The sequence below is a fragment of the Streptomyces sp. NPDC005706 genome (assembly GCF_040631045.1).
Lineage (GTDB): Bacteria > Actinomycetota > Actinomycetes > Streptomycetales > Streptomycetaceae > Streptomyces.
On sequence record NZ_JBEXYS010000010.1, the window covers coordinates 20,708 to 41,059 of the forward strand.

Annotated in this window: 19 protein-coding genes; 7 read left to right on the top strand and 12 right to left on the bottom strand. The window is 73.2% G+C overall.

Annotated features, from left to right (window positions below; all coding sequences use genetic code 11):
• Positions 1-7 precede the first annotated feature (7 nt).
• Positions 8-1,117: an enolase C-terminal domain-like protein gene (locus ABZ478_RS18490; protein ID WP_359550555.1), complete on the bottom strand. Its 1,110-nt coding sequence runs from the start codon at positions 1,115-1,117 to the stop codon at positions 8-10.
• A gap of 10 nt (positions 1,118-1,127) precedes the next feature.
• Complete coding sequence (locus ABZ478_RS18495; RefSeq protein WP_359550558.1) at positions 1,128-4,172, bottom strand: FAD-linked oxidase C-terminal domain-containing protein; 3,045 nt, start codon at positions 4,170-4,172, stop codon at positions 1,128-1,130.
• Positions 4,173-4,308: 136 nt separating this feature from the next.
• Between ABZ478_RS18495 and ABZ478_RS18500 the strand changes: the two genes are divergently transcribed.
• The 5 genes from ABZ478_RS18500 to rfbC all read left to right on the top strand — a co-directional run bounded on the left by ABZ478_RS18500 (position 4,309) and on the right by rfbC (position 9,399).
• A complete protein-coding gene (locus ABZ478_RS18500) occupies positions 4,309-4,746 on the top strand; it encodes a MarR family transcriptional regulator (RefSeq protein ID WP_359550560.1) in 438 nt (145 codons plus the stop codon).
• The gene (locus tag ABZ478_RS18505; RefSeq protein ID WP_359550563.1) at positions 4,743-6,137 is read left to right on the top strand and encodes an MFS transporter; all 1,395 of its coding nucleotides are present in this window, start codon (positions 4,743-4,745) and stop codon (positions 6,135-6,137) included. Before ABZ478_RS18500 ends, ABZ478_RS18505 begins: the two co-directional genes overlap by 4 nt.
• Positions 6,138-6,145: 8 nt before the next feature.
• Entirely contained in the window at positions 6,146-6,730 is a 585-nt protein-coding gene (locus ABZ478_RS18510) for a hydrolase (protein ID WP_359550565.1), read from the top strand.
• Between the two features lie 121 nt (positions 6,731-6,851).
• Positions 6,852-8,789, top strand: coding sequence for a glycosyltransferase family A protein (locus ABZ478_RS18515; RefSeq protein WP_359550568.1), 1,938 nt, complete (start codon positions 6,852-6,854; stop codon positions 8,787-8,789).
• A gap of 4 nt (positions 8,790-8,793) precedes the next feature.
• On the top strand, positions 8,794-9,399 hold the full coding sequence (gene rfbC, locus ABZ478_RS18520; RefSeq protein WP_359550570.1) for a dTDP-4-dehydrorhamnose 3,5-epimerase: 606 nt from the start codon (positions 8,794-8,796) through the stop codon (positions 9,397-9,399).
• On the opposite strand, the gene ABZ478_RS18525 is transcribed toward rfbC, so the two are convergent.
• The 5 genes from ABZ478_RS18525 to ABZ478_RS18545 all read right to left on the bottom strand — a co-directional run bounded on the left by ABZ478_RS18525 (position 9,389) and on the right by ABZ478_RS18545 (position 12,793).
• Entirely contained in the window at positions 9,389-10,192 is an 804-nt protein-coding gene (locus ABZ478_RS18525) for a class I SAM-dependent methyltransferase (protein WP_359550573.1), read from the bottom strand. The two genes, rfbC and ABZ478_RS18525, sit on opposite strands and share 11 nt — an antisense overlap.
• Positions 10,189-11,055 (bottom strand): dTDP-4-dehydrorhamnose reductase, encoded by an 867-nt coding sequence (gene rfbD, locus ABZ478_RS18530; protein WP_359550576.1) that lies wholly within the window; start codon positions 11,053-11,055, stop codon positions 10,189-10,191. The genes ABZ478_RS18525 and rfbD overlap by 4 nt, the downstream gene beginning before the upstream one ends.
• Positions 11,052-12,023 carry a dTDP-glucose 4,6-dehydratase gene (rfbB, locus tag ABZ478_RS18535; RefSeq protein ID WP_359550578.1) on the bottom strand — a complete coding sequence of 324 codons (972 nt, stop codon included), beginning with the start codon at positions 12,021-12,023 and terminating at the stop codon, positions 11,052-11,054. Before rfbB ends, rfbD begins: the two co-directional genes overlap by 4 nt.
• Positions 12,024-12,127: 104 nt before the next feature.
• Positions 12,128-12,304, bottom strand: coding sequence for a hypothetical protein (locus tag ABZ478_RS18540; protein WP_359550581.1), 177 nt, complete (start codon positions 12,302-12,304; stop codon positions 12,128-12,130).
• 120 nt (positions 12,305-12,424) lie between these two features.
• Positions 12,425-12,793, bottom strand: a complete 369-nt coding sequence (locus ABZ478_RS18545; protein WP_359550583.1) for a DUF6479 family protein — start codon at positions 12,791-12,793, stop codon at positions 12,425-12,427.
• Positions 12,794-12,955: 162 nt separating this feature from the next.
• Here ABZ478_RS18545 and ctaD point away from each other — a divergent pair, with 162 nt between their 5' ends.
• Complete coding sequence (gene ctaD / locus ABZ478_RS18550) at positions 12,956-14,620, top strand: cytochrome c oxidase subunit I (RefSeq protein ID WP_359550863.1); 1,665 nt, start codon at positions 12,956-12,958, stop codon at positions 14,618-14,620.
• Complete coding sequence (locus tag ABZ478_RS18555) at positions 14,617-15,000, top strand: cytochrome c oxidase subunit 4 (RefSeq protein ID WP_359550586.1); 384 nt, start codon at positions 14,617-14,619, stop codon at positions 14,998-15,000. The genes ctaD and ABZ478_RS18555 overlap by 4 nt, the downstream gene beginning before the upstream one ends.
• Here the strand turns inward: ABZ478_RS18555 and ABZ478_RS18560 are convergent.
• The 5 genes from ABZ478_RS18560 to ABZ478_RS18580 form a co-directional block, all read right to left on the bottom strand.
• The gene (locus ABZ478_RS18560; RefSeq protein ID WP_359550589.1) at positions 14,936-16,441 is read right to left on the bottom strand and encodes a ubiquinol-cytochrome c reductase cytochrome b subunit; all 1,506 of its coding nucleotides are present in this window, start codon (positions 16,439-16,441) and stop codon (positions 14,936-14,938) included. The genes ABZ478_RS18555 and ABZ478_RS18560 overlap by 65 nt on opposite strands.
• The gene (locus ABZ478_RS18565) at positions 16,438-16,710 is read right to left on the bottom strand and encodes a hypothetical protein (RefSeq protein WP_359550592.1); all 273 of its coding nucleotides are present in this window, start codon (positions 16,708-16,710) and stop codon (positions 16,438-16,440) included. Before ABZ478_RS18565 ends, ABZ478_RS18560 begins: the two co-directional genes overlap by 4 nt.
• Before the next feature lie 80 nt (positions 16,711-16,790).
• Positions 16,791-19,244 carry a SpoIIE family protein phosphatase gene (locus ABZ478_RS18570; protein ID WP_359550594.1) on the bottom strand — a complete coding sequence of 818 codons (2,454 nt, stop codon included), beginning with the start codon at positions 19,242-19,244 and terminating at the stop codon, positions 16,791-16,793.
• Between the two features lie 176 nt (positions 19,245-19,420).
• Positions 19,421-19,996: a GNAT family N-acetyltransferase gene (locus tag ABZ478_RS18575; RefSeq protein ID WP_359550596.1), complete on the bottom strand. Its 576-nt coding sequence runs from the start codon at positions 19,994-19,996 to the stop codon at positions 19,421-19,423.
• Between the two features lie 134 nt (positions 19,997-20,130).
• Entirely contained in the window at positions 20,131-20,334 is a 204-nt protein-coding gene (locus tag ABZ478_RS18580; RefSeq protein WP_067045059.1) for an MbtH family NRPS accessory protein, read from the bottom strand.
• Positions 20,335-20,352 lie beyond the last annotated feature (18 nt).

Consider the following 20,352-nt stretch of genomic DNA (forward strand, 5'->3'; position numbering starts at 1 on the left):
CGGTCTCTCAGTCCACCCGGTAGAGGCGGGCCCGCTCCTCGGCCAGGGTCAGTCCGTGGCCCGGCGCCCCGTCGGCGCCCGGCGTGACGGCGCCGCCGCCGGGGTCGAGGACGCCGTCGAAGAGGAGCCGTTCGATGCGGACGTGGTCGTGGAACCACTCCAGGTGGCGCAGGTTGGGCACGCAGGCGGCGGCATGGGCGTGGGCGTGCGGTGCGCAGTGCCCGGAGATGCCGGTCCCGCGCGCGTGGGCGAGGGCGGCGGCGCGCAGCCATACGGTGATGCCGCCGCACCGGGTGATGTCCGCCTGGAGGCAGTCGACGGCTCCGGCGGACAGCATGTGCTCGAAGTACGGCAGCGTGTAGCCGTACTCGCCGGCGGTGACGTCCATGGGCACCCGGCCGCGGACGTCGGCGAGCAGGGTGAGGTGGTCGGAGGAGACCGGCTCCTCGAACCAGGTGACGCCCGCGTCGGCGAGCGCGCTCGCGACCCGTACGGCCTGTCCGCCGGTGTACGCGCCGTTGGCGTCCACGTACAGCTCGGCGGTGTCGCCGACGCTGGCCCGGGCGCGGGCGACGCGTTCCAGGTCGCGGGCCTGGCGGGAGCCCCGGGACTCGCCGATCTTGATCTTGACCCGGGGGATGGCCTGGTCCTCGGCCCAGCCGCGCAGCTGACGGTCCTGGCGGTCGGCGTCGTAGGTGGTGAAGCCCCCGCTGCCGTAGACGGGGACGTCGTCGCGGGCGGCGCCGAGCAGGTCGACGAGGGGCAGGCCGAGCAGGCGGGCCTTGAGGTCCCACAGGGCGATGTCGACGGCGCTGACCGCCTGGGCGGCCACGCCCGGCAGCCCGGCGTTGCGCACCGCCCGGCACATCGCCTCGTTGGCGCGCGGCACGTCGTGGACGGGTGTGCCGTTGACGGTGCCGGCCAGCAGATCCCGGACCACGTGGGCGGCGGCCGCGGGGGCGTAGGTGTAGCCGGTCCCGTTGGTGCCGCCCGCACGGACGGTGACGAGGACGAGGGTGGTGCTGTCCCAGGCGAGGGTGCCGTCGGCCTCGGGCGCGTCGGTGGGCACGGTGTAGACGGCGGTGTCCACGGCCTCGACGGTCGGCCGGTCGCTCATGGCCGCCTCCTCAGGTCCGGCGCCGCAGCCGCAGCGCGACGCCTGTGCCGGCCGCGGCGGCGAGCGCGGCGGCCGAGGCGGTCGTCGCCCAGCGCGCGGTGCGGGACGGCTCGGGCGGACGCTGGGCCAGGCGTTCCGGGGCGTCGCTTGGCAGGTTGCCGTCGAGGGCGAGGGCCAGGGCCTCGGCGAGGTGCAGGGCGCGCCGGCCGGTGCCTCCGTCCTCGATCTGGGTGCGGCAGCTGAAACCGTCGGCGAGGACGAGACTGCCGGGGGCGGCCGCGCGGACGGCGGGCAGGACCCCCTGTTCGGCGACGGCCATGGACACCTCGTGGTGACCGCGTTCGAAGCCGAAGTTGCCGGCCAGTCCGCAGCAGCCCTCGTCGAGGACGTCGGCGTCGAGGTGGGCGCGGCGCATGAGTTCGCGGTCGGCGTCGAACTTCATGACGGCGTGCTGGTGGCAGTGGGTCTGCACGGTCGCGTGCCGGGCGAGTGACGGTGGCCGCCAGTCGTCGGGCGCGTGGTGGACCAGTTGCTCGGCGAAGGTGCGGAACTGCTTGGCGAGCCTTTGCACGTCCTGGTCGGCGGGCAGCAGTTCCGGGGCGTCGGCGCGGAAGACGGCGGTGCAGGAGGGTTCGAGGCCGATGACGGGCGTGCCCGCCTCCAGATAGGGGCGCAGCACGCCGAGGGTGCGGCGCAACACCTTCTCGGCGACGGACAGTTGCCCGGTGGAGATCCAGGTCAGACCGCAGCACACCGGTTCGGTGGGTACGGCGACCCGGAAGCCGGCGTCCTCCAGCACCCGCACGGCCGAGATCGCGATGGAGGGGTGGAAGTAGGTGCTGAAGGTGTCCGGCCACAGCACCACGGTGCGCGGGTCGGCGGGGTCGGGTTCCTCCCCGCCGCGGGCCCGCCACCACTGCACGAAGGACTGGCGGGCGAACACCGGCGCCGGGCGGACCCCGTCGACGCCGGCCAGCCGCTTGCCCGCGCGGGCCAGGCCGGGCGCGTGCAGCAGGGTGTTGACCAGGCCCGGGGACAGGCGGGACAGCCGGGCCCAGACGGGCAGCCAGCCCATCGCGTAGTGGGCGGCGGGGCGCAGCCTGCCCTCGTAGTGGTGGGAGAGGAACTCGGCCTTGAGTGTCGCCATGTCGACACCGGTGGGGCAGTCGGACCTGCAGCCCTTGCAGGCCAGGCAGAGGTCCAGCGCGTCGCGCACCTCGGGGGAGCGCCAGCCGTCCTTGACCGCCGAGTCGGCGTGGCCGCCGAGCATTTCGAACAGCAGCCGGGCGCGGCCCCGGGTGGAGTGCTCCTCCTCCCGGGTGGCGCGGTACGAGGGGCACATCACGCCGCCGGAGTGGCTGCGGCAGTTGCCGATGCCGACGCAGCGCATCACGGCGCGGTTGAAGGAGTGGTCGTCCTCGGGGAACTGGAAGTGGGTCGCGGGGGTTTCGGGACGCCAGGAGGGGCCGAGGCGCAGTTGTCCGTCGACCGGATTGGGGTCCACGATCTTGCCCGGGTTCATCCGGTTGCCCGGGTCGAACAGCGCCTTCATCTCGCCGAACGCGGACACGAGCCGCTCGCCGAACATCCGGGTGAGCAGTTCGCCGCGGGACTGGCCGTCGCCGTGCTCGCCGGACAGCGAGCCGCCGTAGGAGGCGACGAGGTCGGCGGCGCGCTCCACGAAGCGGCGGAAGCCGGCGACGCCCTCGGCGGTCTTCAGTCCGAAGGGGATGCGGGTGTGCACGCATCCCTGCCCGAAGTGCCCGTACAGCGAGGGGTGGTCATAGCCGAACTCCTCGAACAGCGCCTTCAGGTCCCGCAGGTAGTCGCCGAGCCGCTCGGGCGGGACGGCGGAGTCCTCCCAGCCCTCCCAGGTCTCCCGGTCGTCCGGCGGGCGGGCGGTGACGCCCAGTCCTGCCTCGCGGGCCTTGAGCATCCGCTGCTCGCGCTCGGGGTCGTCGGAGAAGGCGACCTCCGGGTCCTTCTCGCCGCGGCCGACGGCGCGCAGCAGGGCGTGGGCCTGTTCGTCGACGTCCTCCTGGCTGTCGCCGCTGTACTGGACCATCAGCCAGCTGTCGCCCCGTGGAAGGATGTCGAGGGACTGGAGGTAGGCGCCCTCCTCGCGCATGAGCTGGGCCATGCGCCCGTCCAGGGCCTCCAGCTGGCTCGGCGAGCAGTGCTCCAGCAGGTGGGACACGTCGTCGGCGGCGGCGCAGATGTCCTCGTAGCCGAGCACCAGGAGCGACTGGTACGACGGCACGGACACGAGGTCGAGTTCGGCGCGCAGGACCGTGACCAGCGTGCCCTCGCTGCCCACGAGCGCCCTGGCCACGTCGAAGCCGCTTTCCGGGAGCAGGGAGTCGAGGTTGTAGCCGGAGACCCGGCGCGGGATCTTCGGGTAGCCGCGGCGGATGTCGGCGAGGTACTCGGTGGCGATGCGGTCCAGGCCGGCGTAGATCTCGGCGAGCCGCCCGCCCCCCTCCGCGATCCGGGCGCGCTCGTCGGGCGGGGTGGGGCCGACCCAGGCCCGCTGCCCGTCGTAGGTGAGGATCTCCAGGCGCCGTACGTTGTCGACGGTCTTGCCGTAGGCCTGCGCCGAGGCGCCGCAGGAGTTGTTGCCGATCATGCCGCCCAGCGCGCAGTGGCTGTGGGTGGACGGCTTGGGCCCAAACTGCAGCTTGTGGGGGGACAGCCGGCGGTTGAGTTCGTCCAGGACGATGCCGGGCTCGACGACGCAGGTGCGCGCCTCGGGGTCCACGGACAGCAGCCCGTCGCAGTACTTGGTCCAGTCGATCACCACGGCGGTGTTGGTCGTCTGCCCGGCGAGGCTGGTGCCGCCGCCCCGGGAGAGGACCGGGACGTCGAAGCGCGCGCAGACGGACACCGCGCGGGCGCCCGCCTCCACCGTGCGGGGCACGACGACACCGATCGGGACCTGCCGGTAGTTCGAACCGTCGGTGACGTAGGCCCCGCGGCTCCCCGCGTCGAAGCGGACCTCGCCGTCCACCTCGTCCGCCAGCGCCGCCCGCAGGCCGGAGATGTCCCACCCGGTCATCCGCGCTCCCTGGACTCGCCTAGGTGCTGTGCTGCCCGCCCCGTGCCCGGGGGACGGCCGAGTACCCGACTGTTCGACAGGCAAAACTGAACAGTTGCGACTGGACAGTTTCCCCTGCCGGTCCTAGGGTGACGGCATGCCCGTCATCTCCGAATCCGCCGTCCGCGCGGCGCGCGACCTGCGCGTGGTGTTCAGCCGGCTGCGGCGCCGGATCCGCGAGGTCGCGCAGGACGCCGACCTCACCCCGTCGCAGGAGTCGGCCCTCTCCCTGGTCGGCAAGCACGGCGCGGCCACGGCCAGCGCGCTGGCCGGCGCGGAGGGCGTACGTCCGCAGTCGATGGCGACCACGCTGACGGCCCTGGAGCAGCACGGCCTGATCCGGCGCGCCCCCGACCCCGACGACGGCCGCCGCCAGCTGGTCACCCTCACCGAGGCCGGCCGGTCCCGCGTCGAGGGCAACAAGCAGCTCCGTGAGGAGTGGCTGGCCCGCGCCTTCGAGGACCGCTACACCGAGGAGGAGCGGCGGACCGTGCTGACGGCGCTGGAGCTGCTGGAACGGCTCTCGCGGCCGTGATACCGAGGCTCACCCCGCGCACCGGCCGGACCACCCGCCCCTCCCCCGCCGGATTCGACCGCCGGCTGATCGCGCCGATGGTGCTCGGCTCGGTGCTGAACCCGGTCAACTCCTCGATGATCGCCGTGGCCCTGGTGCCGATCGGCGTCGCGTTCGGGGCGCCGCCCGCCGAGACGGTGTGGCTGGTCTCGGCGCTCTATCTGGCCACGGCCGTCGGCCAGCCCGTGATCGGTCGGCTGGTGGACACGTACGGGCCGCGCCGGCTCTATCTCACCGGTACCGCCCTGGTCGGCTTCGCCGGTCTGCTGGGCGCGCTCGCGCCCTCGCTCGGCGCCCTGATCGCGGCCCGCGTGCTGCTGGGATTCGGTACGTCGGCCGCGTATCCGGCGGCCATGCGGCTGACCCGCGCCGAGGCCGAGCGCACCGGGCGGGACAGCCCGGCGGGTGTACTGGCCGCGCTGGCCGTCGCCGCCCAGACGGTGGCCGTGGTGGGGCCCGCGCTCGGCGGACTGCTGATCGGGCTGGGCGGCTGGCGTGCCGTGTTCACCGTCAACGTGCCGCTGTCCGCGGCCTGTCTGGTCCTCGGCGCGCTGCGGCTGCCGCGCACCCCGCCGCCGGACGGGCGCCGGCGCGTCGACCTGCCCGGCATGACGCTGTTCGCGGCCATGCTGGTCGCGCTGATGCTGCTCCTGATGAGCCCGCGCTCCGACCGCTGGTACCTGCCGCTGCTCGCCGCCGCCGCTGCCGCCGCGTTCGCGCTGCGCGAGCTGCGCACCCCGGACCCGTTCATCGATCTCAGGGTCCTCGGCGGCAACGGCCCGCTGCTCGCCACGTATCTGCGCCAGTTCCTCGCCTACACCACCTCCTACGCCTTCATGTACGGCTACACGCAGTGGCTGGAGCAGGGCCGCGGGCTGAGCGCGGCCACGGCCGGTCTGGTGCTGCTGCCGCTGTCGGCCACGGCGCTCACCGTCTCCGCCGTCACCGGGCGGCGCGAGGCGGTGCGCGCCAAGCTGCTCACCGGCTCCGTGCTGCAGATCGCCGGATCCGCCGCCCTGCTGCTGGTCGGCGCCGGCAGCCCGGCGTGGCTGCTGCTCGGCGTCGGTGCCCTCCTCGGCGTCCCGCAGGGCCTCGTCGGCCTCGCCGCGCAGAACGCCCTGTACCGGCAGGCCGATCCGGAACGGATCGCGTCGGCCGCCGGGCTGCTGCGGACCTTCATGTACCTCGGGGCGCTGGGCGCGTCCGCCGCCACGGCGGCGTTCTACCCGCACCGCGCCGACACCGCCGGGCTGCACGGCCTGGCCCTGTTCATGCTCGCCGGCTCGGCTCTGCTGCTGGCGACGACCCTCCCCGACCGTTCCCTCGGCCGGCTCACCCCTCGAAAGGCCTGACCCACCCCATGTCCGTCACCACGCTCGACCCCCGCACCGCCTTCGTCGCGATCGACCTGCAGAACGGCATCGTGGCCATGCCCACCCAGCCGCACGCCGCCGCCGACGTCGTCTCCCGCAGCGCCGAACTCGCCGGCGCCTTCCGTGACCGCGGCCTCCCCGTGGTCCTGGTCCGGGTGTCCTTCGCACCCGACTGGGCGGACGCCGTCCCCGGCCGGACCGAGGGGCAGGCGCGCGGCCTCGCCTTCCCGGAGGGCTGGGACGTCGTCGTCGACGAACTGACCGGCCACCCCGGCGACATCCGCGTCACCAAGCACAACTGGAGCGCCTTCCACGGCACCGACCTCGACACGCAGCTCCGGCGCCGCGGCATCACGCAGATCGTGCTGGCCGGCATCGCCACCAGCATCGGCGTCGAGTCCACCGCGCGCGACGCCTACGCCCACGGCTACCACGTCACCCTGGCCACCGACGCCATGACCGACAGCGACCCCGCGGCGCACGCGGGCAGCGTCGAGCGGATCTTCCCGCGGCTCGGCGAGAGCGGCACGACGGCCGAGATCCTGGAGCTGCTGGCCAAGACCCACGCCTGATCACCCGACACGGTGCCTTGTGCGGGCTTGACTTCGCCCGCACAAGGCAGCGGGTTAACATTCGGCCACGCGCCGTGCCATTCAGGCAACGGAAAGCGAACCAAGGGGGCTTGGAAACCGGATGCCGGTCAAGGTCAGCGTCGTCGTACCCGTCTACAACCCCGGGCCGTACATCGAGGACTGCGTGGCCTCGCTGCTGCGCCAGTCGCTGCCCCCCGACGAGTTCGAGGTCGTCTTCGTCGACGACGGCTCCACCGACGCCACCCCCGCCAGACTGGACGCGCTCGCCGCCGAGCACCCGCACTTCAGCGTCGTCCACCAGGAGAACTCCGGCTGGTCCGGCAAGCCCCGCAACGTCGGGATCGACGCCGCCCGGGGCGAGTTCGTGATGTTCGTCGACAACGACGACCACCTCGGCGACGAGGCCCTGGAGCGGATGTACGAGTACGGCGTGGCCAACAAGGCCGACGTGGTCGTCGGGAAGATGGCCGGCAAGGGCCGCCCGGTGCCGGTGGAGCTGTTCCGCCGCAACCACCCGCACGCCACGGTCGCCGGCGCCCCGCTGATCGACAGCCTCACCCCGCACAAGATGCTCCGGCGCTCCTTCCTGGACCGCACCGGGCTGCGCTTCCCCGAGGGCCGGCGACGCCTGGAGGACCACGTCTTCGTCACCGAGGCCTATCTGCGCGCGGACAACGTCTCCGTGCTCAGCGACTACGTCTGCTACTACCACGTCAAACGCGACGACGCCGCCAACGCCGGCTTCCAGAGCTTCGACCCGGTCGGCTACTTCCAGAACCTCCGCGAGGCCCTGGACGTCGTCGAGCGGTACACCGAGCCCGGCGCGCTGCGCGACCGGCTGCTGCGCCGCTGGCTGCGGGTGGAGATCGTCGACCGGATGAGCGGGCGCCGGCTGCTGGCGATGCCGGACGACTACCGGCGCGAGGTGTTCCGGGAGACCCACGCGGTGGTCAAGGAGCGCTTCGGCCCCGGTGTCGCCCCCGGCATGCGGCCGGGCCAGCGCATCGTCGCCGCGCTGATCCGGGACGACCGCTACGACGACCTGGTCGCCTACGCCGAGTGGGAGGCCGGCGTCCGGCCCCGGGCCGTCCCGTCCGCCGTCGAATGGCACGACGGAAGCCTGCGCGTGCGCTTCACCGCCGAGTACACCGACGCCGACGGCCCGCTGACCGTCCGCGCGGACGGGTCCCGGGCCCCGGCGGACGACGCGCCGGCGGACCTCGCCGAGGCCGTGTCCCGGCTGACCGCGGCCGCCGCCGACGGTTTCGGCAGGGCGACCGCAGACCTGATCCTGCGCGACCGGGAGACCGGCGCCTCCTATTTCCAGCCGGTGGAGACCGACCGGGAGCGCGTCCCGGCCGCCGACGGCCGGACCCGGCTGGTGCTGCGCGGCACGGCCACCGTGGACCCGGCCACGGCGGCGGCGGGCGGCCCGCTGACCGGCGGGCTGTGGGACACCTACGTCCGCCTCTCGCTGGGCGGCTGGACCAAGGAGTGCCGGCTGGGGCCCGCGCCGGCGCACGGTGACGCGCTGCCGCCCGCCGGGATCGTCGCCGGCCGGGTGGTGCTGCCGTACTGGACCAAGGCGCACGCCAACCTCTCGCTGGACGTGGACCGGGCGGTGAAGTCCCTCGGCCTGCACCGGCTCACCTCGGCCGACGCGGCGCTGTCGGACCAAGAGATGCTCGCCCTGGCGCTGCCGCTGTACGTCCCCGACAGCACCGCGATCACCCTCCGGCTGACCGGCACCGCCTCCGGCCGCACGCTCGACGCGGAGGCCGTGCTGACCCCCGCCGACGGCGCCCACGGCCTGCTCGCGGCCCGGGTGCCGGTGCGCGAACTGCGGAACGCCGCCTGGCGCACGGCGCTCTGCCTGCCGGGCGGCCGCGCGCTGACGCTGCCGCTGCTGCTGCGGGCGGGCCGCGACGACGTGCGGGTGGTCCGGGTGGCGCCGCGCGGGCTGCTGCGGCGGATCCTCGGGAGGGCCCGGCGCGTGCTGGGCGGAATGCTGGGACCGACGACTACACGAAAGGCCTGAACCGGTGCGGCAGTTGGAGATAGCGGACGCGTGGGTGCTGGAGCCCAAGGTGTTCCCGGACGACCGGGGCAGCTTCCACGAGTGGTACCGGGGCGCGGAGTTCCGCGAGGCCACCGGTTACGACCTGGGCCTCGCCCAGGCCAACTGCTCGGTGTCGCGGCGGGGTGTGCTGCGCGGCGTCCACTTCGCGGACGTACCGCCCGGGCAGGCCAAGTACGTCACCTGCGTGCGCGGTGCCGTGCTGGACGTGGTGGTGGACATCCGGGTCGGCTCCCCCACCTTCGGGCGGTGGGAGGCGGTACGGCTGGACGACGACACCCGGCACGCGGTGTTCCTCGCCGAGGGCCTGGGCCACGCCTTCATGGCGCTGACCGACGACGCCACCGTGGTGTACCTGTGCTCGGCCGGGTACGCGCCGGGCCGGGAGCACGGGGTGCACCCGCTCGATCCCGGTCTCGGCATCGCCTGGCCCGAGGGCATCGAGCCGGTGCTGTCTCCCAAGGACGCCGAGGCACCCACGCTGGCCGAGGCGGAGCGGTCCGGGCTGCTGCCCTCCTACGCGGACTGCTCCGCCCACTACGCGCGGCTGCGCGACCGGTTCAGCGGGTGACGGAGTAGGGCTCCAGCGCGCGCCGCAGCGGTTCCCAGCCGCGGGCCCGCTTGGTGCCCCGGTCGCGCGCCGCGGCCAGCGGCTTCCAGAAGCCGGCGCCGAGGAAGTCCTCGGGCTTGACGGCCGTGGTGCGCCCCAGGACCGACTCGGGGACCTTCTGCGGGTCGGGGACCTCGAACTCCGCGATGATCTCGTCGTAGCGGTCCTTCAGCACGGTGTTCGACGGGTCGGCGCCGAAGACCACCAGCTGGCCGGTGGGCGCGGTGTCGACCAGCACCGTGACCAGGTCGGGGCGGTGACGGTTCAGGATCTCGACGAGCTTGTAGACGTCGCCGGTCCAGGCGTCGGTGTGCCGGTCGCGGGCGGCCTCGTCGACGTTGCGCGGCAGCATGTCGTCGAAGACGATGACGCTCGCCCAGTCCGCGTGCTTCTCGATGTTGATGAAGTCCCGCAGCGCGTACTCGAACAGGTGCATGCCGTCGATGAACGACAGGTCCAGCGTGGTGCGCCTCCAGTAGCCGAACGGGCTGCGGTTGCGGGCCAGGTTGCGCAGCGGGTGGCGGCCGCCCCTGAGGTGCGCGAGGGGGTTGTCGCGGGCGAAGAAGTCGTCGCTGGTCGCCTTGGCGAGGTGCACGTCGCAGCGGATCTCCGTGACCACCTTGAACGCGGGGTCGACAGCGACGCTGGGTACCCGGGACAGCGTCAGGCTGCGGCCGTCGTTGACGCCGATCTCCAGGTAGTTGCGGTTCGCGGTGACCTTGTGGAGCTCCCGAAGGAACTCGTGCCGTTTCACTGGGACATCTCCTTGCGGATGTGAGGCAGGGCTTCGTACAGGGCGGACCGCCAGTCCCTCGGCGGTTCCAGGCCGGTCCCCCGCCATCGCGCGTGCCCGAGCACGCTGTAGGCGGGCCGGGGCGCGGGCCGGGGGAAGGACCGGCTGTCGGTGGGGCGTACCCGCTCCGGGTCGGCGCCGGTCTGCCGGAACACCTCGCGGGCCAGCTCGAACCAGGTGGCCTCACCGGAGTTGGTGGCGTGCAGGACGCCGTGGACGTCCCCGGCGCCGAGGTCCGCGACGAGGCCGGCCACGTCGGCGCTCCAGGTCGGCTGCCCGCGCTGGTCGTCCACGACGTCCAGGGTGTCGCGGCGGGCCTCGAGTTCGAGCATGGTGCGCACGAAATTGCGGCCGTGGGCGCCGTACAGCCAGGCGGTGCGCAACACGACGGCGCCGTCCGGGTGTTCGGCGAGCACCGCGCGCTCCCCGGCGAGTTTGGTGCGGCCGTAGGCGGTGCGCGGGGCCGGGGGGTGGTCCTCGGGGTAGGGGGTGTCGCGGGCGTCGCCGGAGAAGACGTAGTCGGTGGAGACGTGGACCAGCCGGGCGCCGTGGGCCGCGCAGGCGCGGGCGAGCAGCCGCGGGCCCTCGCCGTTGACGCGCAGCGCGCGTGCCTCGTCGGTCTCGGCGTCGTCCACGGCCGTGTAGGCGGCGCAGTTGACGACGATGTCCGGGCGGTGGGCGTCCAACGCCCCCCGCACGGATCCGGGTTCGGTGATGTCGAGCGCCGTGCGGCCGAGCCCGGTGACGTCCTCGCCGCGTTCGCGCAGTTCCTGGACGGTGTCCTGGCCGAGCATGCCGCCCGCGCCGGTGACCAGCCACCTCATCGGACGCTCCGCCGCTTGAGCGGCTCCCACCAGGAGCGGTTGTCCCGGTACCAGGCGACCGTGGCGGCGAGGCCGGCCGGGAAGTCGTGGCGCGGGCGGTAGCCGAGTTCGTCGCGGGCCTTGCTCCAGTCGACCGAGTAGCGCAGGTCGTGGCCCTTGCGGTCGGTGACGTGCTCCACCCGGTCCCAGTCCGCGTCGCAGGCCTCGAGGAGCAGTCCGGTGAGTTCCCTGTTGCTCAGCTCCGTGCCGCCGCCGATGTTGTAGACCTCGCCGGCCCGGCCCTTGGTGCGGACCAGTTCGATGCCGTGGCAGTGGTCCTCGACGTGCAGCCAGTCGCGGACGTTGCGTCCGTCGCCGTAGAGCGGGACGGTCAGGCCGTCGAGGAGGTTGGTGACGAAGAGCGGGATCACCTTCTCCGGAAACTGGCGCGGGCCGTAGTTGTTGGAGCAGCGGGTGACCCGGACGTCGAGGCCGTGGGTGCGGTGCTGGGCGAGGGCCAGCAGGTCGGAGGAGGCCTTGGAGGCGGAGTACGGGGAGTTGGGCGCGAGGGGGTGCTCCTCGGGCCAGGAGCCGGACTCGATGGAACCGTAGACCTCGTCGGTGGAGACGTGCACGAAGGTGCCGACGCCGTTTCGCAGCGCCGCGTCCAGCAGGGTCTGGGTGCCCACCACGTTGGTGCGGACGAACTCGCCGGCCCCGTCGATCGACCGGTCGACGTGCGACTCGGCGGCGAAGTGCACCACTTGGTCGGCGCCGGCCATGAGCTTGTCGACGAGGGCGGCGTCGCATATGTCGCCGTGCACGAAGTCGAGGCGGGGATGGCCGCTCGGGAGGTTCGTGCGGGTGCCGGCGTAGGTCAGCCTGTCCAGCACGGTGACGCTCGGCGCGTCGGGCGAGTCGTCGGCGAGGAGGCCGCGTACGTAATGGGAGCCGATGAACCCGGCGGCGCCGGTCACGAGGAGGTTCATATTGGCCATACCCTAACGGCGGACTGGCCGGTCCGGACCCTTGTTCGCCTTATTGGGCCGGCCCCCGGATTCCCGCCGGGCTCCGCCGCCCGCCCCGGCGTTCCTCAGTCCTCGCCCCGCACTATGTTGCCGTCCCGCTCCGCGCTCTGCTGTCGTGGCCCGGTGCGCTCGGCGATGGCCGGCAGACAGGTGCGCACGCTGCCGCCCCGCCTGCCGCGGGCCTTGGACCAGCCGGTCTCGGCATAGGGAAGGGCGGGCCTGTCACTGATGTGCGCGGTCACGGTGTCTCATCTTCTCTCTTCTGCCCTGCGGCCGGACCGGCCGGTGAGCCGGCCCGGCGTCTGCGGTGTGTCCGCCCGGGTCCCCGCGCCCGTGGCGCGCAAACCCGCGGGCGGCGCGGCTCAGGTCCGGCCGCCGCCACCGCCGCCGAAGGAGCCGCTGGACCCGGGCGACCAGCGCGGACGCCGCTGGTCCTCGGCCCGCCTGGAACCGACGTTGCCGAGCTGATGGGGGGTGAGCCGGTCGTTCCCGTCCTCGGTCCGGGGCACCTCGTGCGGCTCGCGCATCTCGCTCGTCTCACGGACCGGACCGGACGGCGGCAGCGTGGGCTGCTCCTCGGGCAGCGGCGGAGCCGGTTCGCGCTTGCGCACCGCGACGCCCAGCCGGAACGCCCACAGCAGCCCGGCGACGAGGGCGACGCCGACCACGAGGACGAGGACGTACCCGAACACCTGAGCGCCTGTGGCTGCTTCGTACGTGGCAGTGTTCATGGCCTGCGGGTACCCGGGACCGGACGCCGGATGCCTGACCGGGCGCGCTTCAGCCGATCGGCGCAGCGGGCACCGGACCCGACCGTGGACGTGCGGGGCGTGGCGCGGGCGGGCCCACCGGTCCCGGGAGTAGCGTCGCCCGCGATGACCGAAACACCGGAGATGTCAGAGATCGCGGAGATCACCGCACGGTACCCGGCCACCGCTCCCCGGCCCGGGCGGGTCCTGCTGCGCTGGCTCTCGACGACCGATCACAAGGTGATCGGCCGGCTCTACATGGTCACGGCGTTCTGCTTCTTCCTGCTCGCCGGACTCCTCGCGCTGGGCATGCGCACGGAGCTGGCGCGGCCGGGGCTGCAGGTGCTCAGCGAGCAGGGTTACAACCAGTTCGTGACGATCCACGGCACGATCATGATGCTGCTGTTCGCCACACCGATGTTCGCCGGGTTCACCAACGCGGTCATGCCGCTGCAGATCGGCGCGCCCGACGTGGCCTTCCCCCGGCTGAACGCGCTGTCGTACTGGATGTACCTGCTCGGCGGCCTGATGGTGGTCTCCGGTTTCATCATCCCCGGCGGCGCCGCCTCCTTCGGCTGGTTCGCCTACGCCCCCCTCAACAGCGCGTACTACTCCCCCGGCGCCGGCGGCGACATGTGGGTCATGGGACTGGTCGTCACCGGTGTCTCCACCACGCTCGGCGCGGTCAACTTCATCGCCACCATCATGTGCCTGCGCGCTCCCGGCATGACCATGTTCCGGATGCCGATCTTCACCTGGAACGTGCTGTTCACCTCGATCCTGGTCCTGCCCGCCTTCCCCGTGCTGACCGCCGCCCTCCTCGCCCTGGAGGCCGACCGCAAGTTCGGCGCGCACGTCTTCGACGCGGCGAACGGGGGCGCGTTGCTGTGGCAGCACCTGTTCTGGTTCTTCGGGCACCCCGAGGTCTACATCGTCGCGCTGCCTTTCTTCGGCATCGTCTCCGAGATCCTGCCGGTCTTCTCCCGCAAGCCCCTGTTCGGTTATCTCCCGCTGATCGGCGCGACCATCGCCATCACCATGCTCTCGGCCGTCGTCTGGGCCCACCATATGTTCGCCACCGGCGCCGTGCTGCTGCCGTTCTTCTCCGTCATGTCGTTCCTGATCGCCGTCCCCACGGGCATCAAGTTCTTCGCCTGGATCGGCACCATGCGGTACGGCTCGCTGTCGTTCGAGACCCCGATGCTGTGGTCGTGCGGGTTCCTGGTGTCCTTCCTCCTCGGCGGTCTCAGCGGGGTGCTGATCGCCTCACCCCCGCTGGACTTCCACCTCACCGACTCCTACTTCATCGTCGCCCACCTGCACTACGTCCTGTTCGGCACGGTCGTGTTCGCCATGTTCGCCGGGTTCTACTTCTGGTGGCCCAAGTTCACCGGCCGGATGCTCGACGAACGCCTCGGCAAGATGCACTTCTGGCTGCTCTTCCCGGGCTTCCAGCTCACCTTCCTGGTCCAGCACTGGCTCGGTGAGCAGGGCATGCCCCGCCGCTATGCGGACTACCTCCCCGGGGACGGTTTCACCCTGCTGAACAGCGTCTCCACCGCCGGGGCGTTCCTGCTCGCCGTCTCCACCCTGCCGTTCCTCTACAACGTGTGGCGCACCGCGGCCAAGGGCGAGCGCGTGGACATCGACGACCCCTGGGGATGGGGCCGGGCCCTGGAGTGGGCGACGTCCTGCCCGCCGCCCCGGCACAACTTCGTGGCGCTGCCCAGGGTCCGGTCCGAGGCGCCCGCCTTCGACCTGCACCATCCGGAGGTCGTGCGCGAGGCCCAGGAGGAAGGGAAACGATGAAGACCGAGGCGATGCTGTTCGGCGGGGTGGCGGTGTTCTTCGGCGGGACCGCGGCCCTGTACGGGGTGTGGTCGGGCGAGCCGGCCGGTACGGCCGCGCTGGTGGTCGCCTGCGGCATGGCGGCGCTGGTGTCGTTCTTCTGCCTGGTGCAGTACCGGCGCAAGGGGAGGCGGGCGCAGGACATCAAGGACGCCGAAGTGGCCGACGGGGCGGGGCCGGTGGCGTTCTTCCCGGACGAGAGCCCCTGGCCGGTCGTCACCGCGCTGGGCTTCGCGGTGACGGCGACCGGCGTCGTCTACGGGCTGTGGCTGTTCCTCATCGGCTTCGCCGTCCTGGTCCGCGGCGTGTTCGGGATGGTGTTCCAGTACGCGCGTCGCTGAGCTCCCTGCGCGGCGCTCCGGGCTGGAACGACTCCACCGGTTCGTGGTCGGTCTCGTAGCCCCCGGCGACGTTCTGCCGGATGTCGCCGGTCGGCACGCCCTCGACGAGGCGTTCGCGCTCGGCCGCCGTCAGGGCCCGGCACAGCCACCGGGTCAGCAGGAAGGCGAGGACGGGCGCCACCACGAGGGCGACGCGGTACACGTAGGTCAGCGCGTCGACGGAGACCCGGAACGTCTGGGCGGTGACGTCGTTGGCGCCCTCCAGCAGCAGCACGGCGTAGAACACGGTGGCCGCCACGCCCAAGCCGGTGCGCACGGGACGCTCGCGCGGCCGGTCGGCGAGATGCCGCTCCTGGCGCCACTCCCCCGTCAGGCGCTGCTCGACGAAGGGATAGGCGTAGAGCACGGCGAACAGCACGGCGGGCAGGACCACGGCCGGCAGCAGTACGTTCCACATGACGGTGTGGCCCGCGAAGGTGGTCTCCCACGACGGCACCAGCCGCAGGGCGCCCTCCAGGAAGCCGACGTACCAGTCGGGCTGGGAGCCGGTGGAGGCCTGGTCGGGGCGGAACGGGCCGTACACCCACACGGGGTTGATCTGGGCGACGGCCGACAGCACCGCCAGCAGGCCGGCGACCGTCAGGGACAGGCCGATGGAGGAGGCGCTGAACTGCGGGAAGAGCGGCTTGCCTCGGACGTTGCGGTTGACGCGGCCGGGGCCGCGCCACTGGGTGTGCTTGAGGTGGAAGACCAGGATCAGGTGCACCGAGACGAGGGCGACGAGGGCGCCCGGGATCAGCAGGATGTGCACCGGGTAGAGCCGGGTGACGATGTCGTGGCCGGGCACCTGGCCACCGAAGGCGAAGAAGGCCAGGTACGTCCCGACGACCGGGATCGACGTCATGATGCCCTGGGCGATGCGCAGTCCGGTGCCGGAGAGCAGGTCGTCGGGGAGCGAGTAGCCGGCGAAGCCCTCCGCGAGGGCCAGCGCGAAGAGGGTGACCCCGATGACCCAGTTCAGCTCGCGGGGCCGGCGGAAGGCTCCGGTGAAGAAGATCCGGAGCATGTGCGCGCCGATCGCGGCGATGAAGAGGAGCGCGGCCCAGTGGTGCATCTGCCGCATCAGCAGTCCGCCGCGGACGTCGAAGCTGATGCGCAGGGTGGAGTCGAACGCGGACGACATGAGCACCCCGCGCAGCGGCACGTAGGAGCCCTGGTAGACGACCTCGCGCATCTCCGGCTGGAAGAAGAACGTCAGCCACACCCCGGTCAGGATCAGCACGAGCAGGCTGTACAGAGCGAGTTCGCCGAGCAGGAAGGACCAGTGCTCGGGGAACGCCTTGCGCAGCAGCGAGCCGCCCTCCAGCACCGGAAGGCGGGCGTCCGCCGCATCGGCGAGGCGTTCGGCGCCGCGGGCGGCCGCGCGGGGGCCGGGTCTCACGAGTCCTGAGGTGCGGCCGCCCGCGCCACCTCCGCCTCCACGTCGGCCCGCGGCCTGCCGGTCTCCTTCGCGTACTCGCTCACCGCCGTCTGCGCCTCCCGGTCCAGGTCCCGCCAGGCGCGCAGCGCCGTCTCGTAGGTGCCGGACTGGGCGCCCGTCATCTGGCGCCCGGCGGGCGGTCCGTACGCGTCCCGGAGTTCCTCGACCGTGCGGTGTGCCGCGTCGGCGGCGCGCTGCTTCGCCACCAGTTCCTCGAAGGTGTGTGCCACCCCACCGACCTTAGGCACGGTCGGCGCGCGGCGCCCGTCGACCTGCCGTACGCGGGCGGCACCGGTACCCGAGTGGCGGGTCAGTCCTGCGGTACGAGATCCGCCCAGACCTGTTTGCCGCCGCTGACCGGCACCGTCCCCCAGGCCGCCGACACCGCCTCCACCAGCAGGATGCCGCGGCCGCCGGTGGCCTCCCAGCCGATGCTGGTCGGCTTGACGGGGCTGCGCGGCGAGGTGTCGGCGACGGCGAGCCGCAGCCGGTGGTTGACCAGGCTGAGGTCGAGGCGGACCGGCCCGCCGGTGTGCACGAGGGCGTTGGTGACCAGTTCCGAGACCACGAGGAGGGCCGCGTCGAGGGTGTCCGGGGAGACGCCCCAGGCGCGCAGCGTGCGCCGGCTGAAGCGGCGGGCGTGCCGGACGGCCTCGGGGACCCGCCACACCGTCCAGCTCTCGCGCAGCGGGCGTACGGCCATGCCGTCGTAGCGCATCAGCAGCAGGGCGACGTCGTCGCCGCGGTGGGCGCCGGTGAGCAGGGCGTCGGCGACCAGACCGAGGTGGCCCGGGTCGGCGGCGGCCAGTTCGGCGGCGAGCCGGTCCATGCCCTCGTCGATGTCGGCGCCCGGGGACTCCACCAGGCCGTCGGTGGTGAGCGCGAGGACCGTGCCGGGCTGGAGCCGGAGCGGGGTCATGCGGAACTCGGCCTGGCCGAGCACGCCGAGCGGCGGGCCGCCCTCGGCCTGCACGATCTCGGTGCTGCCGTCCGGGTGCCGCAGCACGGGCTGCAGATGGCCGGCGCGCACGCACAGGGCGGTGCCCTGCTCCATGTCCACGTCGACGTAGGCGCAGGTGGCGAAGAGGTCGGTCTCCATGTCCAGCAGCAGCCGGTTGGCGTGCGCGACGACGACGTCCGGGGAGTGGCCCTCGGCGGCGTAGGCGCGCAGGGCGGTGCGCATCTGCCCCATGAGGGTGGCGGCGCCCGCGTTGTGGCCCTGCACGTCGCCGATGACGAGGGCCACGTGGTTGTCGGCGAGCGGGATCACGTCGTACCAGTCGCCGCCGACCTCCAGACCGGCGGTGGTGGGCAGATAGCGGGCGACGGCGACCGCGCCGGGCAGCCGGGGCAGCCGGCGGGGCAGCAGGGTGCGCTGGAGCATGCCGACGAGTTCGTGCTCGGCGTCGAAGGCGTGGGCGCGCAGCAGGGCCTGTCCGGCGAGGCCCGCGCAGGCGGTGAGCAGGGCGCGCTCGTCGGGGGCGAACTCGTGCGGCTGGTCCCAGCCGATCAGGCAGGCGCCGGCCATGCGGCCGCCGGCCGGGAGCGGCAGCACGGCGAGGCCGCCGGGGCCGACCTCGGCGAGGGCGGGCTCCAGCGGGGTGCCGGCGGGCCAGATGCGGGAGCGGCCCTCGCGCAGCGCGGCGGCGAGGGTGGGCATCGCCCGCACCGGCGCGTCGGGCCATTCGGTGCGCCATTCGGTGCGCCACAGCTCGGGCCAGGCCTCGGGTTGCGGCGGGTCGAGGACGGTGACGACGAGGCGGTCGTTCTCCAGTTCGGCCAGCGCGATGCGGTCGGCGTTGAGGGGGACGCGCAGGGCGGCGACGACGGCCTGCCCGACGTCCTTGACGGTGCCGGCGGTGGCGAGGGCGGCGGCCAGCCGCTGGACCCGGGCCACGTCGGTGACGCCCGAGCGTACGGTCGAGGCGTCCGCGACGGTGCCGGCGATCCGGGCCGAGCGGCCCTCGCCGCCGGGCACCAGCCGGCCACGCAGGCGGAGCCACTTGGGCGGGCCCGAGGGCTGCAGGATGCGGAACTCCAGTTCACGTTCGCCGATCGACATGTGGTCGGCCTCGACGACCGACATCAGGGCGGGCAGGTCCTCGGGGACGGTGAGCCCGAGCAGGGTCTCCACCCTGCCGTCGAACTCCTGGCGGCCGATGCCGAACAGGCGCAGGATGCTGTCGCCGACCTCGACCCGGCCGGTGTCCACGACCAGGCTGAAGGCGTCGGCGGGCAGCTCGCCCGTGTCGGTGACGACCACGGCGGGCGCGGGTACGGCGACGGCCCGGGCGACCAGCTCCAGGCAGTCGCGGTCGTCGGTGCCGAAGCCGCCGGGCTGCTCGGTGACGGCGAGCAGGCAGCCGCCGGCCGGGCCGAGCGGCAGGGCGGCCAGCGAGAAGTCCGCGGACGGCGCCCGGCGTGCCTCGGCGCACCCGGCCAGCTCGGCCGGACCGAGCCACACCGGCCGCCGGGTGCGGTGGGCCTCGGCCATCGGGGAGCCGCCCGTGGCCGGATAGCCGTCGCGCAGTCCGTACAGCGTGCGGGGCAGACCGGCCGACTCGGCAAGGCGCAGCGTCGCGGGGTCGTCGCCCGGCGTGTACACGCCGGCGAACGCGGCCCCGGCGAACACCAGTGCCTGTTCCAGGACACGCCGCAGCCGGTCCGGCGAAGCGGGCACGGCCGCGAGCGTGTCGAGGGCAAGTCCGGCACGCTCGCTCCTCGATCTGCGCACCGCAGCACCCTCACTCGCCACGTTGGCCATTACAGCGCGTATGAGCCGACTGCGCAGCCCCTGCGGACGCGGACAACGCGGACGGGCTCCGCGGGCCCCTGCCGGGGGTGGCCGTCACCGCGGCGGTGGACCGAGGTCGCGCCTCGGTTCCGGCGCGGGCCCTGTGTCCGCCGCTTCGGCGGCTCACCCGGCGAGCGGTGGCAGGCTCACACGGGGTCCGCGGCGGCCGCCGCCCCGGCCGCGTGGGGCGCGGTCGAAGCCCCGGTCTCCGGCTCCGGATCCTTCGTGCGGATGGCCATCAGCTTCGTCACGGAGCCGTCGTCACCGACGACGTCCCGGACGTGCCGGAAGCCCAGGCGGCGGGACAGGGCCAGGCTGGCGGTGTTCTCGGCGCCGACCATGCCGTACACCTCGGTCAGCCCCAGGTCGTCGGCGGCGTGCCGGAGCAGGCCGCGCACCGTCTCGCCGCCCAGGCCGCGCCCCCAGTGGCTGGGGACGAGCGCGGTGACGAGTTCGTGGCCGTCGACGTTGCCCGTCGGTTTCACCTCGGCGTGCCCGACGTAGGTGCCGTCCAGCCACAGGCCCCACACGTCGAAGCGGCGCTGGGGGTAGACGTCGGTGAGGATGGCCCGGAACAGCTCGCGCAGCTGCGGTTCCGGTACGAGGTCCTGCCCCATCCAGCGGCACACCTCCTCGTTGCGCAGCAGCGCGACGAAGTGGTCCTCGTGTTCGGGTCGGTAGGGGAGGAATTCCAGGCGCTCGGTGCGCAGGACAGGGGTCATGAAGGGCTCCTCGGATGAGTTGCGGTGCGGTGGGGCCGAGGGCGGTGGGGCGCCGGGACGGCGACGCGTGGGGGTGAGCGGTGCCGGGCCGGCGCGGGTGCGGCCGGCCCGGCGTGTCGGTGCGGGTGGGCCGGTCAGGCGCCGGCGTTCTCCATGCGCTCGCGCAGGCTCTTGGGCCGCATGTCGGTCCAGACCTCGTCCACGTAGGCGGAGCACTCGGCCTCGGTGCCCTCCTTGCCGACGGGCTGCCAGCCGGCGGGCACCTCGATGTCGGCGGGCCAGAGGGAGTACTGCTCCTCGTCGTTGCGCAGCACCTGGTAGCGGGTGTTCTCGTCCATGTCGCCTTCTTTCTCGGT

Bases quoted from the DNA above. Each gene is read 5' to 3' on its own strand.
- ABZ478_RS18495 (WP_359550558.1), bottom strand. From the start codon at position 4,172: ATGACCGGGTGGGACATCTCCGGCCTGCGGGCGGCGCTGGCGGACGAG.
- ABZ478_RS18510 (WP_359550565.1), top strand. From the start codon at position 6,146: ATGTCCGTCACCACGCTCGACCCCCGCACCGCCTTCGTCGCGATCGAC.
- ABZ478_RS18500 (WP_359550560.1), top strand. From the start codon at position 4,309: ATGCCCGTCATCTCCGAATCCGCCGTCCGCGCGGCGCGCGACCTGCGC.
- rfbD (WP_359550576.1), bottom strand. From the start codon at position 11,055: ATGAGGTGGCTGGTCACCGGCGCGGGCGGCATGCTCGGCCAGGACACC.
- ABZ478_RS18545 (WP_359550583.1), bottom strand. From the start codon at position 12,793: ATGAACACTGCCACGTACGAAGCAGCCACAGGCGCTCAGGTGTTCGGG.
- ABZ478_RS18580 (WP_067045059.1), bottom strand. From the start codon at position 20,334: ATGGACGAGAACACCCGCTACCAGGTGCTGCGCAACGACGAGGAGCAG.
- rfbB (WP_359550578.1), bottom strand. From the start codon at position 12,023: ATGAACCTCCTCGTGACCGGCGCCGCCGGGTTCATCGGCTCCCATTAC.
- ABZ478_RS18515 (WP_359550568.1), top strand. From the start codon at position 6,852: ATGCCGGTCAAGGTCAGCGTCGTCGTACCCGTCTACAACCCCGGGCCG.
- ABZ478_RS18575 (WP_359550596.1), bottom strand. From the start codon at position 19,996: ATGACCCCTGTCCTGCGCACCGAGCGCCTGGAATTCCTCCCCTACCGA.
- ctaD (WP_359550863.1), top strand. From the start codon at position 12,956: ATGTCAGAGATCGCGGAGATCACCGCACGGTACCCGGCCACCGCTCCC.
- ABZ478_RS18555 (WP_359550586.1), top strand. From the start codon at position 14,617: ATGAAGACCGAGGCGATGCTGTTCGGCGGGGTGGCGGTGTTCTTCGGC.
- ABZ478_RS18490 (WP_359550555.1), bottom strand. From the start codon at position 1,117: ATGAGCGACCGGCCGACCGTCGAGGCCGTGGACACCGCCGTCTACACC.
- ABZ478_RS18570 (WP_359550594.1), bottom strand. From the start codon at position 19,244: ATGGCCAACGTGGCGAGTGAGGGTGCTGCGGTGCGCAGATCGAGGAGC.